The sequence below is a fragment of the Paraburkholderia sp. CI2 genome (genome assembly GCF_014201055.1).
GTDB classification, from domain to species: domain Bacteria; phylum Pseudomonadota; class Gammaproteobacteria; order Burkholderiales; family Burkholderiaceae; genus Paraburkholderia; species Paraburkholderia tuberum.
Window position 1 is genome coordinate 157,776 of record NZ_JACHDL010000004.1, and the last position, 19,364, is coordinate 177,139.

Consider the following 19,364-nt stretch of genomic DNA (forward strand, 5'->3'; position numbering starts at 1 on the left):
CCTTATTTGCCACCGTATTCACGCATGACCACCGACGTCACCGCCCCGCCCCCCGCGCAGCCGCCCGGCGCCATGCCGCCAGGACCGCCGGAGGGGCAGCAGCCGCCCGACACGCCGCCGCCGAAGCGGCGCTGGGGCCGGCTGCTGCTGAAGTCGGTCGCGGGCACGGTGGTCATGCTGGTACTGCTCGCCGCACTCGCGGTCGGTCTGCTGTACGGGGCGCTGACGACCGAGCGCGGCACCGCGTACGCGTGGCACGCGGCCGTGAAGCTGCTCGGCGGCCGGCTCGCCGGCACGCTCGACGGCGGCACGCTCGCGCGCGGCGTGCAACTGCGCGACGTGCGCTGGCGCAGCCTCGACGGCAGCGGCACCGACATCGAGATCGACCGCGTCGCGGGCAGCTGGGCGCTCGCGCGCGAGCCGTGGCGGTTCACGATCGACTACCTGCACGTCGGCACGATCGAGGCGCGCGTCGGCCCGTCGTCGGCGAGCACCAGCGAGCCGCTGAGCTTGCCGCAGGATCTGCAGCTACCGATGCAGCTGGAGATCCGCGACGTGCAGGTCGAGCGGCTGCTGCTGCACCAGGGCGCGTCGACGACGGAGCTGTCCAGCTTCGCGTTTCATGGGCGCAGCGACGGGCGTCATCACGAGGCCGCGATCGATCGGCTCGATACGCCGTTCGGGGCGCTGACGGCAGCGGCGAAACTCGATGGCGTGCGGCCGTTTCCGCTCACCGGCGAAGTCGGTTATGCGGGCAAGGTCAACGATGAAGCGGTGCAGGTGGCCGGCCACCTGAGCGGCACGCTCGAGCAGCTCGTCGCCGAGCTCGATGCGAGCGGCATGAAGCTCGCCGGCCACGCGCGGGTCGAAGCGACGCCGTTCGCCGCGGTGCCGTTGCAGCGCGCGACGCTGAGCTTCGATCATGTGAATCCGCAGGCTTTCGCGCCGGGTGCGCCGCTGGCCGATCTGGCGGTGCGCGCGGAGCTGCAGCCGGTCGAGCAGGGCGCGGCGACCGCCCCTGGCACAGCCAGCGCGGCGAAACCGTCGGCCGCCAGCCATCCGCACCACATCATCGGCGGCCACCACGCGCCGGCCAAACCGGCGGCGGGTTTCGCCGTCGCCGGCCATGTCTCGATCGTCAACGCGAAACCCGGCGCAATCGACCAGAAACTGCTGCCGCTGATCGATGCGAACGCCGACGTGCGCCTCGACGCCCACACGCAGAGCATCTCGAACCTGAACGTGCGGCTCGTGCGCAACGCGACGCTCACCGGCGGCGGCACGCTGAGCGGCCGGCACGGCCGGCTCGATCTGAGCGTCGCGCGGCTCGACCTGAACGCGCTGCAGGCGACCGTGCGGCCGACGCAACTGTCCGGCCCGATCGGCATCCGCCTGAACGACGACATCCAGACCCTGACGCTCGATCTCGCCGACCCCGCCGCCGCGCTGCGCGCCCAGGGCAAGATTACGTTCGACCCCGCACGCATCAGCTTCAACGACGTGCGCGTCACGTCGGGCCGTGGCCGCATCGATCTATCGGGCGCGCTGAAGCACGATGAGAACTCGACCTACAACCTGAAGGCGCAACTGACCGATTTCGATCCGCTGTCGCTGACCTCGCAGATGCCCGCCCGCACGCCTGTCACGACATCCGGCGCGTCCGCCGCGAGCGGCGCGCAACGCGAGCGGCAAGCGCAAGCCGCGGCGCAGACCGAAGTGCTCGAGCGCAGGACGCCACCGCCCGCGCATCGCGCGGGCCCTGCGCCACGCGCAGCCGCGCAGGCAGGTCCGCCAGCGCGCAGGATCGAGGCGCGCGTGAACGCCACGGTCACGGCAGCAGGTGTGCTCGCGCCGGTCTTCACGACGCGCGCCGAATTCACGCTCGGTCCGAGCGTCTACAACGACCTGCCGCTCACGGGCGGCGGCATGATCCAGCTGGCCGGCTCGCGAATCCTGCCGAGCCACGCGAATCTTTCGGTGGCGGGCAACCAGGTGACTCTGCAAGGCAGCTTCGGCGCGGCCGGCGACCGGCTGCGCTTCGGCATCGACGCGCCGCAGCTCGATCGGCTCGGCTTCGGCCTCGCGGGCGAGGTCGCCGCGGACGGCGACGTTACCGGCTCGTTCGCGCATCCGAACGTCACGCTGAATTACAAGGCCGACAGCGTCGTGTTCGCGAGCAACCGCATCGGCCATGCGGAAGGCCACGCCGAGTTGCGCGACGGCGCGAACGGCGCGCTCGCGTTCACGACCGACGCGCGCAATGTCAACGCGGGCGGCGTCGACCTCGCCACGCTGACCGCCCGCCTGTCCGGCACACGCGCGAACCACACGCTCGAAGCCGCCGCGACCGGCAAGCTGCAGGACCGACCGCTCGATCTGACGCTCGCCGTCAACGGCAAGCTGACCGACACGCGCGACGGCTCGCGCTGGGACGGCACCGTCACGCGTCTGCAGAATCGCGGCACGCCGGCGCTCAATCTCGAATCGCCGCTCGCGCTCAGCGCCGGGCCGGGGCACCTCACGCTCGGCGCAACGCGCCTGACGATCGAAGGCTCGGTGCTGACCCTGAAGTCATTCGCGTTCGATCACGGCCGCATCCAGTCGGCCGGCAGCCTGACCGATGTGTCGCTCGCGCACTTGCAGGAGCTGCGTCGCCAGATCACCGGCGAGCCGCCCGCCGTGCGCACCGACCTCGTGTTCGACGGCGACTGGGACTTCTCGCTCGGCGCGACGGCGAGCGGCCACATCGAGCTGCGCCGGCGCAGCGGCGACGTGACGGTCGAGATCGGCCGCGGGCTCGCGTCGATGGGCATTGGCGACATCCGAGCGCGCGCCGAATTCACCGGCGGCAACCGGCTCAATGCGACCGTGCATGCGCAGGCGAGCCGCGTCGGCGTGATCGATGCCGACGCGCACACGCCGCTCGTACTGCGCGACGGCATGTTGAGCGTCGATCCGCAAAGCGCGCTGTCGGGCAACGTGAACGCGAACGTGCCGTCGCTGCGCACGACGGGCGGCCTGCTCGGCCCCAGCTATCTGCTCGACGGCCATCTCGCGCTGAAGCTCGCGCTCGGCGGCACGGTCGCGAAACCGAACGTGACCGGCTCGCTGACCGGCGACGGTCTGTCCGCGACGGTCGTGAGCCAGGGCGTGCAACTGAAGGACGGGGTCGTGCGCATCGCGCTGTCGCAGAACATGGTGGACTTCCAGCAGGTCGAGTTCCACGGCGCGAGCGGCACGCTGCGCGCGACCGGCCGCGTGCGTCTCGACAGCTCGGAGCCCGACATGACCGCGAGCATCGTCGCGGACAAGCTCGATGTGTTCGCGTCGCCGGACCGCCATCTGTCGCTGTCGGGCAGTGCGAACATCTCGAACGGCGGCGTGGAGCGCGGCCCCGTGATCGACGGCAAGTTCGTGGTCGACAGCGCGCGGTTCGATCTGCCCGAGCAGGCCGCGCCGAGCCTCGGCGACGACGTCGTGATCATCCGCCCGGACGGCACGCGCTCGGGCGGCCGGCCGCCTCCGAGCGAAGGCGGCCAGCCGCCGGCGAGCCCGTTCGCGCCGCGCGCGAACATCGAGATCGGCCTCGGCAACGACTTCCGCTTCCGTGGGAAGGGCGCCGATCTCGGCCTCGCCGGCACGATCACCGCGACGAGCGCGCCGAATACGCCGCTGCGCGCGGTCGGCAACGTGCGCGTCACGCCGGGTTCGACCTACACCGCATTCGGCCGCAAGCTCGCGATCGAGAACGGCTTCTTCACGTTCAACGGGCCGGTCACGAATCCGGGCATCAACATTCTCGCGATGCGCCGCAACCAGCAGGTCGAGGCCGGCGTACAGGTAACGGGCACGCTGCAGGCGCCGGTCGCGCGGCTCGTGTCGGAGCCAAGCGTGCCGGACAACGAAAAACTGTCGTGGCTGCTGTTCGGCCACGGCACCGACCAGGGAAATAACCTCGGCCAGCAGAGCACGATGACGACCGCGCTCGCGCTGCTCGGCAGCGCGACGGGTCAGCGGATCGCGCAGACCGTCGGGCTCGACGAGTTTTCGATCGGCCGCAGCGAGGTCGGCCTGACCGATCCGCAAGTCGTGATGGTGTCGAAGGCGATCAGCGAGCGGCTCGTGATCGGCTACGAGCAGGGGTTGCAGTCGGCGAGCAATGCGATCAAGGCAACGATCAATCTGACGCGATACTGGTCGCTGGTCGTGTATGGCGGCACGTTCTATGGCGCCGACGTGCTGTACACGCGGCGCTTCGACCGGATCTCGTGGTGACGCGGGCAACATAAAAAACGGCACGCCTGGAAGCGTGCCGTTTTCGTCATACCTGCCTGCGGCGAGGTGGGGCGAGGCGCCCGAAGGCGCCGCGCGTTACTTCACGCGCATGCCGGGCTTCGCGCCGCTATGCGGCTCGAGCACGTAGAGGCCCGGTTCGGCCTTCTCGTCCGCCGCCGATGCCGCCAGCACCATGCCCTCGGACATGCCGAACTTCATCTTGCGCGGCGCCAGGTTCGCGACCATCACGGTCAGCTTGCCGATCAGCTGCTCCGGCTGATACGCGGACTTGATGCCCGAGAACACGTTGCGGGTCTTCTCTTCGCCGACGTCGAGCGTCAGTTGCAGCAGCTTGTCCGAGCCTTCCACCGCCTTGCAGTCGACGATCTTCGCGATGCGCAGATCGACCTTCGCGAAGTCGTCGATCGTGATGATGCCGGCCTCTTCTTCCTTCGCGGCGACGGCCTTGGCGTGGGCCTTCGCCTTCGCCTTCGCATCGGCCGGCGCCGCTTCCGGCGTGGCCTGCAGCGAGTCGCGATTGGCCGCGAGCAGCGCCTCGATCTGCTTCGGATCGACGCGCGTCATCAGATGCTTGTACGCGTTGATCGGGCGCGCCGAGCTGAGCGGCACGGTGGCGTCGGCCCACACGAGCGGCTCGATGCCGAGGAAAGCCTCGACCGCTTCGGCGAGCTTCGGCAGCACCGGCTTCAGGGCCAGCGACAGCAGACGGAACGCCTCGATGCTGACGCTGCAGGTCTCGTGCAGCGCGACCGCGTTGGCCGGGTCTTTCGCCTGATCCCAGGGCTTGGCGGTATCGACGTAGGCGTTGACCGAGTCGGCGAGCTCCATGGTCTGACGCAGCGCGCGGCTGTACTCGCGCGCCTCGTAGTGCGCGGCGATCTGCGGCAGCGCCGCGCGCAGCGTGCCGAGCAGCGGATGATGCATCGCGCTGTCCTGCACGCGGCCGTCGAAGCGCTTGATCAGGAAGCCGGCCGCGCGGCTCGCGATGTTCACGTATTTGCCGACCAGATCGCTGTTCACGCGCGCCTGGAAGTCGTCGAGATTCAGGTCGAGGTCTTCCATCGTGCTGTTCAGCTTGGCCGCGAAGTAGTAGCGCAGCCATTCCGGATTCAGGCCGGTGTCGATCACGCTTTGCGCGGTGATGAAGGTGCCGCGCGACTTCGACATCTTCGCGCCGTCGACCGTCAAAAAGCCGTGCGCGAACACGTTGGTCGGCGTGCGATGGCCCGAGAACTCGAGCATCGCGGGCCAGAACAGCGTGTGGAAATACAGGATGTCCTTGCCGATGAAGTGGTACTGCTCGGCCGTCGAGCCCTTGCGGACCCACGCGTCGAAGTCGAGGCCGCGTTTTTCGGCGAGGTTCCTGAAGCTTGCGTAGTAGCCGACCGGCGCGTCGAGCCACACGTAGAAATACTTACCGGGCGCGCCCGGAATCTCGAAGCCGAAGTACGGCGCGTCGCGCGAGATGTCCCAGTCGGCGAGTTTGGCTTCGCCGGCGTCGCCGAGCCACTCGCGCATCTTGTTGGTCGCTTCGGGCTGCGCGAGGCCGCCGACCCAGGCGCGCAGGAAGTTCTCGCAGCGCGGATCGGACAGGCGGAAGAAGTAGTGCGTCGAGGTCTTGCGAATCGGCGTCGCGCCCGAGACGACCGAGTACGGATTGACGAGCTCGGTGGGCTGGTAGGTCGAGCCGCAGACTTCGCAGCTGTCGCCGTACTGGTCTTTGGCGCCGCATTTGGGGCACTCGCCCTTGATGAAGCGGTCCGGCAGGAACATTTCCTTGACCGGGTCGTACGCCTGTTCGATCTCGCGCGCGTCGATCAGCCCCGCTTCCTTCAGCGCGAGGTAGACGTTTTCGCTGAGCACGCGGTTTTCCTCGGAGTCCGTCGAGTAGTAGTTGTCGAACGAAATGCCGAAGCTGTCGAAGTCGCGCTTGTGTTCCAGCCAGACGCGATCGATCAGCTGTTTCGGCGTCAGACCTTCCTGTTCCGCGCGCAGCATCACCGGCGTGCCGTGCGTGTCGTCCGCGCCGACGTAGTAGACCTCGTGGCCGTGCATTCGCAGCGCCCGGACCCAGATGTCCGTCTGGATATATTCGACCAGATGGCCGATATGAATCTGCCCGTTCGCGTAAGGAAGGGCCGACGTGACGAGAATCTGACGGCGGCCGGGCGGCGCGCCTGCTGGGAGGTCGGTGGCGGGTGCTGACATAAGGATCGGGGGTGCCTGCGGTGGGACGAAACGGTGATTTTAGCAGGGCGCACGCCGCACGCGGACCGGGCGCGGCGGGCTGGACGCGCGGAACAGAGGGGGATGGGGGCGGGCGCTGCGGTGGGGGACAGCCAGGAACGATGCCTGGCGAAGCGGGGTGCAAAACCGCGCGGGCAAAAAAAACCGGGGTCGATAAACCCCGGAGCAACAACGACAAGAGGAGAATGGTGACGTGATGGCTTCGCCAGCCACGTACCGTAAAGACAGACCGCGGATTTTCCGCAGAGTTCGAAATTTTTTTCGATCCGTCGACAAACCGGTCCGGCGGCTCGTCCCGGCCGCAAGCCGGGCGCGTGCGGCTGAAACGCCCGGCCGGCCCGGCGGTGCCTTCTCCTTGAGAGTTGCCCTTATTGGGTCGCGTGCTGGGCCGTGGCGCGCAGATAGATCTCGACGCGACGGTTGGCCGCACGGCCGGCTTCGGTGTTGTTGTCGGCGATCGGCTGGTTCGGGCCCATGCCGGTGGCCGACAGGCGTTGCGGCGCGATGCCGCGTTGCGCCAGATAGCCGGTCACGCTCTGCGCGCGATTGACCGACAGCGTCTCGTTGTATTGCAGCGAGCCGGTGCTGTCCGTATGGCCGACGACCGACGCGACGACTTCGGGATTCTGCTGCAGCGTCTGTGCGAGCTGGTCGAGCACCGGTGCGAACGACGGCTTGATCGCGTAGCTGCTGGTGTCGAACGTGACCGAACTCGGGATGTTCAGCTTGAGCGAGCCGTCAGGTTGCTCGGTGATCTGCGTGCCGGTGCCCTTGGTCGCGCCCGACATGCGGTTGCGGATGTTGTCCCAGTTGTAGCCGGTGATGCCGCCCACCGCGGCGCCGGTGGCCGCGCCGATCGCCGCGCCCTTGCCGCCGCCGAAGATCGCGCCGATCGCCGCGCCGGCACCAGCGCCCACGCCGGTGCCGACTGCTGTGTTGGTGCCCTGTTGGGTTGCGCAGCCTGCCACCAGCGAGCCGGCCACGGCGAATACGGCCACGCGAGTCATGATTCTTGCATTCATTTTGGTTTCCTTTCGAGTGCGAATGAGCTAGCGGGTAGCGGTCAGTCTATGCAGCGAACATTACGGCAATGCACTGACCACTCAGAAAGTTCGGGAACGATTCCTGCGCCTTGCTTCGCGCGGTCCTACAGCGAAGAAGGGTCTTCGGGCACCGTGTGCCGTCAGACACTACAATAGTGCCTGAAACACACAGCGATGCGACCCTACGGCGTCCCGCGTGCCCCGAAGGGTGCCCGGCACGTTCGATTTTCGCAATGCCGCATAACAATTTCTTGCAAATTCCGCCGCGTGGCCGATCGGTCCATCTCGCCGCGCCGCACCTCTTCCCCACGGAGTATCAATGAGTATCGATCGGGCTTTGGTCGACGCCGCCGTCGCGGCCGTCACTGACCCCAACACGGGCGCGCCGTACGCGGCCGCGAAGAGCATCCGCAACGTGGTTGTGGAGGGCGACGCGGTCAACCTTCAGGTGACGCTCGGCTACCCGGCGAAAAGCCAGTTCGACGCGATCCGCCAGCGGTTCGCCGACGCGTTGCGCGCGGTGCCCGGCGTCGCGAACGTGCGCGTCGAGGTTTCGCAACAGATTGCCGCACACACCGTGCAGCGCGGCGTGAAACTGCTGCCCGGCGTGAAGAACATCGTCGCGGTTGCCTCGGGCAAGGGCGGGGTCGGCAAGAGCACGACCGCCGTGAATCTCGCGCTCGCGCTCGCGAGCGAGGGCGCGGCGGTCGGCATTCTCGACGCCGACATCTACGGCCCGTCGCTGCCCACCATGCTCGGCATCGAGGGTCGCCCCGAATCGCCCGACGACAAATCGATGAACCCGATGACCGGCCACGGCGTGCAGGCCAGCTCGATAGGTTTCCTGATCGAGGCGGACAACCCGATGGTGTGGCGCGGCCCGATGGCGACCTCGGCGCTCGAACAGCTGCTGCGCCAGACCAACTGGCACGAACTCGACTATCTGATCGTCGACATGCCGCCGGGCACCGGCGACATCCAGCTGACGCTCGCGCAGCGCGTGCCGGTTACGGGCGCCGTTATCGTCACGACGCCGCAGGACATCGCGCTGCTCGACGCGAAGAAGGGCCTCAAGATGTTCGAAAAGGTCGGCATCCCGATTCTCGGCATCGTCGAGAACATGGGCCTGCACATCTGTTCGAATTGCGGGCACGAGGAGCACATCTTCGGCGCCGGCGGCGGCGAGCGCATGGGCAAGGAGTATGGCGTCGACGTGCTCGGCAGCCTGCCGCTCGACATCACGATCCGCGAGCAGGCCGACTCGGGCCGTCCCACGGTCGTCGCGGACCCGAACGGGCGCATTGCGGAGCTCTATCGCTCGATCGCGCGCAAGGTCGCGGTGCATATCGCCGAACGCGCGCGCGACATGAGCTCGAAGTTTCCGAACATCGTCGTGCAGAACACCTGAGCGGCCGTTCCGGCGAGGGATTAGGGGTGATCTCGATCCCTATTTTCACGAACTCTCGCGGTATCATGTCGACTTCACGAGTTCGGCTCGGCGGCCGCAGGGGCAGCCGCCAGGCCGACAAGAGGATCGCATGGGAAAACGAATCGACGGGCACGCGGTACATGCGTTCATCGTCCTGACTGCCGGCTGTGTGCTGTTGAGCGGCTGTGGCGTATTCCTGAGACCACAGGAAAAGCGCGCCGACGCGCAACTGCTGCCCACCGTGGGCAATCAGGCGCACGGTCTCGTGACCTTTATCGAGCGCTCGGACGGCGTCCAGGTCACCTACAATCTCACGGGCTTGCCGCCCAATAGCGACCACGCGCTGCAGGTGCACGAGCGTGGCGACTGCAACGCCGCCGACGGCTCCAGCGCCGGTCCGGTGTTTTCGCCGGCGGCCGAACGGCTCAAGGCCGGCGCGCGCGTCGAGGGCGATCTCGGCAACATCCATGCGGACGCGAACGGCGTGGCCACCGGCTTCATCGTCGCGCCGGACGTGTCGCTCGACGGCATCCGCTCGGTGCTGCAGCGCGCGGTACTGCTCCACCGCGATGCGACCGATCCCTACGCTTACCCTCAGCATGGCGCGGGCGCGGCGATCGCCTGCGGCGTGATTCGCCAGCAGTGAAGCGCGAGCGCGCTTTCGCCGCGCCCGTCCCGCAACGGCGTCGTGCCAGTCGGCGGACCCCCTTCATCGGGCGCGCCTCGCGCCATCTGCGGCAGCATCTCCGTGATCGCGTAAAATAAGCGGCCTTTGCCGGCTGGGCGCCGCCGCCGGCCGTTTTCATCTATCTTTCGTCACACCTGATATTCACGTCGAGCAGCTCTCACCTATGACCATCAAATCTGACAAGTGGATCCGGCGCATGGCCGAGTCGCACAAGATGATCGAGCCGTTTGCGCCCGATCAGGTTCGCGTCTCCGAAGACGGCCGGAAGATTGTCAGCTACGGCACCTCGAGCTACGGCTACGACATCCGCTGCGCCGACGAATTCAAGATCTTCACCAACATCAACTCGACGATCGTCGATCCGAAGAACTTCGACGAGAAGTCGTTTGTCGATTTCAAGGGCGACGTCTGCATCATCCCGCCGAACTCGTTCGCGCTCGCGCGCACGGTCGAGTATTTCCGTATTCCGCGCAGCGTGCTGACCGTGTGCCTCGGCAAATCGACCTACGCCCGCTGCGGGATCATCGTCAACGTGACGCCGTTCGAGCCGGAATGGGAAGGCCACGTCACGCTCGAATTCTCGAATACGACACCTTTGCCTGCGAAAATTTACGCGAACGAAGGCGTCGCCCAGGTGCTGTTTTTCGAAAGCGACGAGATTTGTGAAACGTCGTACGCGGATCGCGGCGGCAAGTATCAAGGTCAGCACGGCGTCACGTTGCCGAAAACGTGACGCCGGCAGCGTCTTGACCCACTAGTTATTCGGGTAACCGCTGCGCTTTTTTGCGTAACGCAGCGGTCGTTTTCTTTTTGGAGAATCGCCCATGAAGTTCCGTTTCCCCGTCGTCATCATCGACGAAGATTTCCGCTCCGAGAACATCTCGGGTTCCGGCATCCGGGCTTTGGCCGAAGCCATCGAGAAAGAAGGCGCGGAAGTGCTCGGGTTGACGAGCTACGGCGATCTGACCTCGTTCGCGCAGCAGTCGAGCCGCGCGTCGTGCTTCATCCTGTCGATCGACGACGACGAGCTGCTGCCGTACGTCGATAACGTGGTCGTCGAAGGCGAGACGCCCGAGCTTGCCGCCGCGATCGTCGCGCTGCGCGCGTTCGTGACCGAAGTGCGCCGCCGCAACGCCGATATTCCGATCTTCCTGTACGGCGAAACGCGCACCTCGCGCCATCTGCCGAACGACATCCTGCGCGAGCTGCACGGCTTCATCCATATGTTCGAGGACACGCCGGAGTTCGTCGCGCGCCATATCATCCGCGAGGCGAAGGTGTATCTCGACTCGCTGGCGCCGCCGTTCTTCAAGGAACTGGTGCAGTACGCGGAAGAAGGTTCGTACTCGTGGCACTGCCCGGGTCACTCGGGCGGCGTCGCGTTCCTGAAGAGCCCGCTCGGCCAGATGTTCCACCAGTTCTTCGGCGAGAACATGCTGCGCGCCGACGTCTGCAACGCGGTCGACGAACTGGGCCAGCTGCTCGACCATACCGGTCCGGTCGCGGCCTCGGAGCGCAACGCCGCGCGCATCTTCAGCGCCGACCACGTGTTCTTCGTGACCAACGGCACCTCCACCTCGAACAAGATCGTCTGGCACGGCACGGTGGCGCCGGGCGACATCGTGCTGGTCGACCGCAACTGCCACAAGTCGATCCTGCACGCGATCACGATGACCGGCGCGATTCCCGTGTTCCTGACGCCGACCCGCAACAACTTCGGCATCATCGGCCCGATTCCGCGCAGCGAGTTCGAACCGGAGAACATCCGCAAGAAGATCGAGGCGAACCCGTTCGCGCGCGAAGCGCTCGCGAAGAACCCGAACCTGAAGCCGCGCATTCTGACTATCACGCAAAGCACCTACGACGGCGTGATCTACAACGTCGAGATGATCAAGGAGATGTTGGGCGAATGGCTCGACACGCTGCACTTCGACGAAGCGTGGCTGCCGCACGCCGAATTCCACGAGTTCTATCAGGACATGCACGCCATCGGCGCGGGCCGTCCGCGCATCGGCGCGATGGTGTACGCGACGCACTCCACGCACAAGCTGCTCGCCGGCATCTCGCAGGCGTCGCAGATCGTCGTGCAGGATTCGAAGAACAGCCGCTTCGACAAGCATCGCTTCAACGAGGCGTATCTGATGCATACGTCGACGAGCCCGCAGTACGCGATCATCGCGTCGTGCGACGTGGCCGCGGCGATGATGGAAGCGCCGGGCGGCACCGCGCTGGTCGAGGAGTCGATCGCTGAAGCGCTCGACTTCCGCCGCGCGATGACCAAGGTCGACACCGAATACGGCGACGACTGGTTCTTCAAGGTGTGGGGCCCGGACCAGTTCGCCGAGGAAGGCATCGGCTCGCGCGACGACTGGATGCTGCGTCCCAACGACGCATGGCACGGCTTCGGCCCGCTCGCCGAAGGCTTCAACATGCTCGACCCGATCAAGGCGACGATCGTCACGCCGGGTCTCGACATGGACGGCGGCTTCGGCGAAACCGGCATTCCGGCCGCGATCGTCACGAAGTACCTGGCCGAGCACGGCATCATCGTCGAGAAGACGGGCCTGTACTCGTTCTTCATCATGTTTACGATCGGCATCACGAAGGGCCGCTGGAACTCGATGGTGACCGAGCTGCAGCAGTTCAAGGACGACTACGACAACAACCAGCCGCTGTGGCGTGTGCTGCCCGAGTTCGTGCAGCATCATCCGATGTACGAGCGTGTCGGCCTGCGCGACCTGTGCCAGCAGATCCACAGCGTGTATCGCGCGAACGACATCGCGCGTCTGACGACCGAGATGTACCTGTCGAGCATGGAGCCGGCGATGAAGCCCTCCGACGCGTTCGCGAAGCTCGCGCACCGCGACATCGATCGGGTACCGATCGACGAGCTCGAAGGCCGTGTCACGTCGATCCTGTTGACGCCGTATCCGCCGGGCATTCCGCTGCTGATTCCGGGCGAGCGTTTCAACAGGACCATCGTCAACTATCTGCGTTTCGCGCGCGAGTTCAACGAGCGCTTCCCGGGCTTCCATACGGATATCCACGGGCTCGTCGGCGAAATGGTCAACGGGCGCATCGAATACTTCGTCGATTGCGTGCGGATCTGACGATGGGGTGGGTGACGTTTCTGCCGGCCCTGGCAGCGATCGGCCGCTGGCGGCGCGGGGCCGGCGTGCTGGCCTTCGCGCTGGCGGCCGGCACGGTGGTGTTCGGCGGCATCGCGAGTCCGGCGGCGCATGCCGAGGTGGCCGCCGCCGATCCGATCGACGCGTCGATGCGCGCGTGCCTCGCGCGCGCCGACATGTCGACGACGATGGGACAGGTGCAGTGCATGGACACTGCGCGCATCGGCTGGAAGGTCGCGGTCGACAACGCGTACCAGCAGTTGCTCGCGAAGCTGCCGCCCGCGCGGCGCAGGCTGTGGGAAAGGAGCCAGTCGAGCTGGCTCGCGTCGCGCGATGCCGAGAAGCAGTTGCTCGCCGCGGTCTTCGCCACGACCCAGGGTTCGATGTACGTGCTTTCCGAAGCCGACATGCAGCTGCAGCCGGTGCGCGACCGCGCGCTCGCGCTGCGCAGCGCGCTCGCCGATGCGAACGGTCCGGCGCCGCGCCGGCCGCGCGCCTGCAACGCCGACGCGCGTTGCGAACACGCGATGTTCGATCTGAACCGCTATTATCGTGTGCTCGAATCGAAGATGCCGGCGCAATCGCGGCCGACGCTCGTGCACGCGCAACGCGCGTGGAGCGCGTATCTGACGGCGGCGACGCGGCTCGTCGACGAGCACGGGCGTATCGACATCATCGGCGCGCGCGTCGCGACGATCAAACGGCTCTCCGAAACGGCCGGCAACCACTGACGGCCGCCGACCGGCGCGGCCCACCGCGCATTCAATCCCATTGATAACGGTCTTCGCGCGGCTGCGGCGGCGCGAGCGCCGGCTCGCCGAGCAGATCGCGCATCGCATCCTCGATCATCGCGGACATCGTGTTGAGCGCGAGGTCATTGTCGTCGGTGCCGAACGGCTCTTCGAGCTGCGACGCGATCGCTTCGTGCGCCATGAACGTGTACGCGACGAACACCGCGAACACCGGCGTGAAAATGCCGATGCTATTGACGAGTCCGAATGGCAGCGACGCGCAGAAGAAGTACACGGTGCGGTGGATCATCACCGAATACGCGAACGGCAGTGGCGTCGACGCGATGCGCTCGCACCCGCCGATCACATCCGACAGCCCGTTCAGATTGCGGTCGAACGCGAGCACCGCCATCGGATCGAGCGCCCCCGCGCGTGCCGCGCGCTGCACCCATTCGCCGAGGCACAGCAACAGCGCGGCTGGCTTGTAGCGCGATCCAATCACACGTTCAAACAGTGCGCGGGGCAGCCGCGCGGCAAGGTCGTCGCGCGGTTCGGTCTTGCGCAACTGATGACGCAGCGCATGCGGGAGCGCGCTCAGCATCGCCAGAAACGCGGCGGCTTCTTCTTTGGGCAACTCGCGCGACGGCAGCGTCAGCGCCTGGCGCGTCAGCGAGCGCGACTCATTGAGCAACTGCCCCCACAGCTTGCGCGCCTCCCACCAGCGGTCGTAGCTCGCGTTGTTGCGAAAGCCGAGAAACACCGCGAGCGCAATGCCGACCAGCGAGAACGGCGCGATCGAGTTCAGGTTCAGGCTGACGGGCAGCAGATGATCGTGTGCGGCGAGCGCAATGATCGAGATGAAGAAGATCAGCAGGAGCCGCGGTAGCAACTGCGGCAGCACCGAGCCGCGCCACGCGAGCAGCATGTGAAACCAGTGGAGATGCGGGCGGATGATCATGGCAAAGCGGTTCGGCCAGGAGATAGAGCGCCTATTATCGGTCGCTTTTCGCGTCCCCAAACAGGAAAACCCGCGGCGGGCGCATCGAAGACGATGCACACGCCGCGGATTCGTTCACCGCGAGCGGATCGGGACAGCCGTTAACGGAGGCTCAGTCGCGCGGCGACGAAGCAGCGCCGTGACTGAGCCAGTCGAGCACGGCCGTCGCGTCGTCGTCGGCGCCTTCGCGGGCTTTTTCGACCGTCTCGGCGACGTCGTCGCTCGGCACCGCGCGCCGAATCGCTACACCGACCGCGAGAATGTCGATCATCACGAGGTGCAGGATGCGCGAGATCATCGACAGTTGCGACTCGCGAATCTCGATGTGATCGGTTTCCAGCGCGACCGTCGCACGCTTCGCGAGCGGGGTGTTGCTCGACGTGATCGCGATCACCTGCGCGCCGGCCTGCATCGCGACGTCGAGCACGCGCAGCAGCTCGGGCGCGCGCCCCGACTTCGACACCGCGACGATCACGTCGCCCTTGCCGAGCAGCGCGGCCGAGGCCGCCTGCATGTACAGGTCACCGTACGCGATGGTCGGAATGCCGAAGCGGAAGAACTTGTAGTGCGCGTCCTGCGCGACGATGTTCGAATTGCCGAGTCCGTAGAACTCGATGCGCCGCGCGCCGTTCAGCAGGTCGATGGCGCGTTCCACGTGCTCGAAGTTCAGATGCTCGCGCAATTGCAGAATCGCGGACACGGTGTTGTCGAGCACCTTCGCGCCGAAGTCGGTCGCGGTGTCGCCGAGATGTACCTGGCTGTGGCTGACCGGAATCGTGCCGGTCAAACCGGTCGCGAGCTTGAGCTTGAAGTCCGACAGCCCCTGGCAGCCGAGCGAGCGGCAGAAGCGGATCACGGTCGGCTGACTGACGTCGGCCTTGCGCGCGATGTCGACGATCGGATCGTTGATGATCGAACGCGGGTGGTTCAGCGCGAGTTCGGCGACGCGGCGCTCGGCCGGCGTCAGCGCTTCGCGCATCTGGCGAATCCGCTCGAACACCGCCGACGAGCTGCCGCCCGCGCGGTTCGACAGCTGCTCCGCCAGAATCGCCGATACGCCGAGGAACGCCGGGTATTCGGCGGTAATCACATAGGTCGGCACGTTCTGCAGATACGCCTCGAAGCGGCCCTTCGCCTCGAAGCGCTGGCGAAACGACGAACGCGCGAAGAACTCGCCGAGGCGTGGCACGACGCCGCCGCCGATATAGATGCCGCCGAGCGCGCCGAGCGTCACCGCGATATTGCCGGCGAAGGTGCCGAGAATGCCGCAGAACACGTCGACCGATTCGGCCGCGAGCGGCTCGCCTTCGAGCGCGCGCTTGACCACATCGGCCGTATTGACGCTGGCCGGCACGCGCTTCTTGTCGCGGCCCGCGAGCGCGCGATAGATCACCTCGATGCCGGGCCCCGCGGCCACGCGTTCGAACGACACGTGCGACCACTTCTTGCGCGCGTACTGCAGCACGATATCTTCACGCTCGTCGGCGGGCGCGAAGGTGGCGTGACCGCCTTCGCTGCCGAGCGCGATCCAGCGGTCGTCGGCGGGAATCAGGCCCGACACGCCCATGCCGGTGCCGGGGCCGAGCAGGCCGATCACGCTGTTCGGCCGGCGCTGGCCACCGCCCACCTGCACGCGCTGAGCATCGGTGAGGCCGGGCAGCGCCATCGCGAGCGCGGTGAAGTCGTTGACGACGAGCAGCGTGTCGAAGCCGAGCGCGCGGCGCGTCGCTTCGATCGAAAAGGTCCAGTCGTGATTGGTCATGCTGACCTGGTCGCCGTCGACCGGGTTCGCAATCGCGATCGCCGCGTGATTGACGCGGCCGATCTTCGTGTCCTTCAGATACTTCTTGATGACGTCGGCGACACTCGGGTAGTCGGCGCAAGGATAGATCTGCACCGAGCCGATTTCGCCGGGGCCCGTCTCGAGCGCGAAACGCGCATTGGTACCGCCGATGTCGGCCAGGAGCCTCGGTCCATCGGCGTGCTGGACCGCGCCCGGCACAGCTTTAGTTTGCACACCAGTAGACATCGAGTCTCACTCCCTTGTCGTTTGCCAGCTGCGAGATGGCATTTTTTTGTAGCGCGGCGGACGCGGCGTTGAGCACGTCCATCTTGCGCGGCCCTGCGATCAGCAGAAACAGATGCTTCACGTCCTTCAGCGCGGACAGCGACCAGCTCACGCGCGCGTGCGGCGCCGCGCCCGGATGCACGGCGACGAAACGCTCGGTCGTGTTGATCGCGTGATCCCATTCGGGCGCATCGGCGAAGATCGACGCGGTGTGGCCGTCTTCGCCCATGCCCAGCACCGCGACGTCGGGCGCCGTGGCAAAGCGCGCGTCCGCGTTCAGCGCGGCGACGTGCGAATGCAGATCCTGGGTGGTGTCGACGAGCGGCCAGAAGGTCGCGTGTTGCGCCGCGTTCTGCAGCAACGTGGCGCGCGCGAGCTGCGCGTTGCTCGCGCTATCGGTCTCCGGCACCCAGCGGTCGTCGACCAGCGTGATCGCGATGCGGGGCCAGTCGAACGTCTGCGTCGACAACGTTTGCAGGAACGGACGCGGGCTGCTGCCGCCGGACACCGCCAGCATGGCCGGGCGCGCGAGCGGGGTTGACGTGCCGGTGCCGGCCGCCTGTGCGGCAAGCGACGCATGTAACGCGTCGCCCACCGCTTTCGCCAGCGCGTCGGATTGGGCGCGCTGGTCGTCGAAAGCGTGAAGCTCGATCACTTCTCCTCCGTGCTGCTTTCTTGTTAGGTCTGCGGAATCAGCCTGACTGCTCTCGCACGATGCCTGCAAGGCGGGTGGCCTGCAAACGCATGACGCGATACCGGCGCGACTCCGTTCAGTTCGTCGGTGGTGTTGCCGGCGCCGCGCGCCGAGGTGTTCATCGCGCGCGGCGCCGTCCATCAATTCATCAAACTCAATTCTCTTCCTCGAGCCAGCAGGTGCCGTGCTGGGCGAGCATCGCGCTCGCCGCGGCCGGTCCCCACGTGCCCGCCGCGTACGGCTTGGGCGGCTTGGTCGAGGCCTTCCATTCGTTCAGGATGGGTTCGACCCAGCGCCATGCGGCTTCCTGTTCGTCGCGCCGCACGAACAGCGCGAGGCGCCCGTTGATCACGTCGAGCAGCAGCCGCTGATAGGCTTCCATCTGGCCTTCGCGGAAGAACCGGTCGAACGCGAGATCGAGGTATACGCTCGCGAGGTTCATACCCTCGCCGGGCTGCTTCGCCAGACAGTACAGACGAATCGTCTCGTTCGGCTGCAGACGGATCACGAGGCGATTCGCGCCCGCGCGCAGCGCCGACGCGCCAAGCGCCGAATGCGGCACCGCACGGAAATTCACGACGATCTCGGCGACGCGATCGGCGAGCCGCTTGCCCGTGCGCAGGAAAAACGGCACGCCGGCCCAGCGCCAGTTCTCGATCTCGACCTTCAGCGCGACGAAGGTCTCGGTCGAGCTATCGGGCTTCACGCCGTGCTCGGTCGCGTAGGCCGGGACCGTGTTGCCACGGATCACGCCCGAATGATACTGGCCGCGCACCGCGACCTTGCCGATTTCCTGCGGCTCGACTGGTTTGAGCGCGCGCAGCACGCGCAGCTTTTCGTCGCGTACCGAGTCGGAATCCATCGAGTGGGGCGGCTCCATCGCGACGATCGACAGCAACTGCAGCAGGTGGTTCTGCACCATGTCGCGCAGCGCGCCGGTATTGTCGTAGAAATCGCCGCGCGCTTCGACGCCGAGTTCCTCGGCGATCGTGATCTGGATGCTTTCGACCCACTCGCGGCGCCACAGCGGCTCGAACAGCGCATTGCCGAAGCGCAGCGCGAGCAGGTTCTGCACCGGCTCCTTGCCGAGGTAGTGGTCGATCCGGTAGATCTGTTCTTCCGCGAAGATTTCGCCGACCGCATCATTAATTGCGTTCGACGACTTCAGGTCGTAGCCGAGCGGCTTCTCGAGCACGATGCGCGCGTTGTGGTTCAGACCCACCGCGGCGAGCGCATGGCAGATCGGCACGAACAGCGACGGACCCGTCGCCAGATAGAACACGCGGATGCCGGGCATCTCCTGGATCGCGTCGCGCAGTTGCGCGAAGTCATCCGGATTGCCGAGATCGATCTTCACGAACTCGATGCGCGCGAGGAAGCTCGTCCACGCGGCTTCGTCGAGGCCGTTCTTCGACACATGCGGCTTGACGTGCCCGTCGACCCACTGCAGATACTCGCCGCGATCCTCGACGTGCCGCGCGAGCGCGACGATCTTGCCGCTGTCGGCGAGCATGCCGCCCGCGCGGTGCGCCTCGAACAGCGCGGGCAGGATCTTGCGCATCGACAGATCGCCGGTTCCGCCGAAGAGAACGAAGGTGAAGCTTGAGTCGGTATGCATGAGTCTCCGTCGATGTCCTGAAGGGCCGCCGCGCTGATCGGACACTGCACGCGCAGCGCCCCGGAAGAGCGACCGTAGTCCGATAAAATATTTTTTGACACTGAATTGTAGTTTAACTACAATCCAAATCAAGAGGTAGCGTTAATTCGATGAAAAAAGCGTGCGCTGTACTGACGGAATGCACGCTTTTTGCGAATCGGCGGGCGTCCCCGGCACGCTAACGGACAATGGGACAACGCCTTCCGGTACGCGCCAGCAGGGTGCCGGCGGACCTTACGGAAAGCCGGGGAGTCGACGGGCTTGCGGGTCGTTGCCCGCAGCCGACGTCAGGCTGGCGTCGAGTTGGCGTATGAGGTACCTCGAGTCTGCAGCGCGATGCGGGCAGGCAAAAATCAAAAGAGGAGACAGTCAGTTGCATCCCGAAC

12 protein-coding genes are annotated in these 19,364 nt (G+C 66.4%); 6 read left to right on the plus strand and 6 right to left on the minus strand.

The features are described from left to right. The first annotated feature begins 24 nt into the window (after positions 1 to 24). Positions 25 to 4,275: a translocation/assembly module TamB domain-containing protein gene (locus HDG32_RS08135; RefSeq protein WP_184065353.1), complete on the plus strand. Its 4,251-nt coding sequence runs from the start codon at positions 25 to 27 to the stop codon at positions 4,273 to 4,275. A 96-nt stretch (positions 4,276 to 4,371) separates the two neighbouring features. Here HDG32_RS08135 and metG read toward each other — a convergent pair whose 3' ends face one another. Further along, the gene (gene metG / locus HDG32_RS08140) at positions 4,372 to 6,504 is read right to left on the minus strand and encodes a methionine--tRNA ligase (RefSeq protein ID WP_184065356.1); all 2,133 of its coding nucleotides are present in this window, start codon (positions 6,502 to 6,504) and stop codon (positions 4,372 to 4,374) included. A gap of 407 nt (positions 6,505 to 6,911) precedes the next feature. Continuing rightward, positions 6,912 to 7,565 (minus strand): OmpA family protein, encoded by a 654-nt coding sequence (locus tag HDG32_RS08145; protein WP_184007820.1) that lies wholly within the window; start codon positions 7,563 to 7,565, stop codon positions 6,912 to 6,914. Positions 7,566 to 7,905: 340 nt separating this feature from the next. On the opposite strand from HDG32_RS08145, the gene apbC reads away from it, so the two are divergent. The 5 genes from apbC (at position 7,906) to HDG32_RS08170 (ending at position 13,562) form a co-directional block, all read left to right on the plus strand. Continuing rightward, the gene (gene apbC, locus HDG32_RS08150; protein ID WP_184021091.1) at positions 7,906 to 8,994 is read left to right on the plus strand and encodes an iron-sulfur cluster carrier protein ApbC; all 1,089 of its coding nucleotides are present in this window, start codon (positions 7,906 to 7,908) and stop codon (positions 8,992 to 8,994) included. A gap of 130 nt (positions 8,995 to 9,124) precedes the next feature. Then, positions 9,125 to 9,661, plus strand: a complete 537-nt coding sequence (locus HDG32_RS08155) for a superoxide dismutase family protein (protein WP_090803451.1) — start codon at positions 9,125 to 9,127, stop codon at positions 9,659 to 9,661. Between the two features lie 205 nt (positions 9,662 to 9,866). Next, positions 9,867 to 10,436 (plus strand): dCTP deaminase, encoded by a 570-nt coding sequence (gene dcd / locus HDG32_RS08160; protein WP_008924193.1) that lies wholly within the window; start codon positions 9,867 to 9,869, stop codon positions 10,434 to 10,436. Positions 10,437 to 10,527: 91 nt separating this feature from the next. Next, positions 10,528 to 12,813 (plus strand): arginine/lysine/ornithine decarboxylase, encoded by a 2,286-nt coding sequence (locus HDG32_RS08165; RefSeq protein ID WP_184065359.1) that lies wholly within the window; start codon positions 10,528 to 10,530, stop codon positions 12,811 to 12,813. A 2-nt stretch (positions 12,814 to 12,815) separates the two neighbouring features. Further along, a complete protein-coding gene (locus tag HDG32_RS08170) occupies positions 12,816 to 13,562 on the plus strand; it encodes a lysozyme inhibitor LprI family protein (protein ID WP_260336381.1) in 747 nt (248 codons plus the stop codon). A 31-nt stretch (positions 13,563 to 13,593) separates the two neighbouring features. Here the strand turns inward: HDG32_RS08170 and HDG32_RS08175 are convergent, their stop codons facing one another. From HDG32_RS08175 to zwf, 4 genes are all read right to left on the minus strand, one after another. Continuing rightward, positions 13,594 to 14,520 carry a bestrophin family protein gene (locus tag HDG32_RS08175; RefSeq protein ID WP_184065365.1) on the minus strand — a complete coding sequence of 309 codons (927 nt, stop codon included), beginning with the start codon at positions 14,518 to 14,520 and terminating at the stop codon, positions 13,594 to 13,596. 151 nt (positions 14,521 to 14,671) lie between these two features. Continuing rightward, a complete protein-coding gene (locus tag HDG32_RS08180) occupies positions 14,672 to 16,588 on the minus strand; it encodes a bifunctional transcriptional regulator/glucokinase (protein ID WP_184065367.1) in 1,917 nt (638 codons plus the stop codon). Beyond that, positions 16,566 to 17,282 (minus strand): 6-phosphogluconolactonase, encoded by a 717-nt coding sequence (pgl, locus tag HDG32_RS08185; protein WP_090803460.1) that lies wholly within the window; start codon positions 17,280 to 17,282, stop codon positions 16,566 to 16,568. The genes HDG32_RS08180 and pgl overlap by 23 nt, the downstream gene beginning before the upstream one ends. A 193-nt stretch (positions 17,283 to 17,475) precedes the next feature. Further along, complete coding sequence (gene zwf / locus HDG32_RS08190; RefSeq protein ID WP_184065371.1) at positions 17,476 to 18,939, minus strand: glucose-6-phosphate dehydrogenase; 1,464 nt, start codon at positions 18,937 to 18,939, stop codon at positions 17,476 to 17,478. Positions 18,940 to 19,364: the final 425 nt, after the last annotated feature.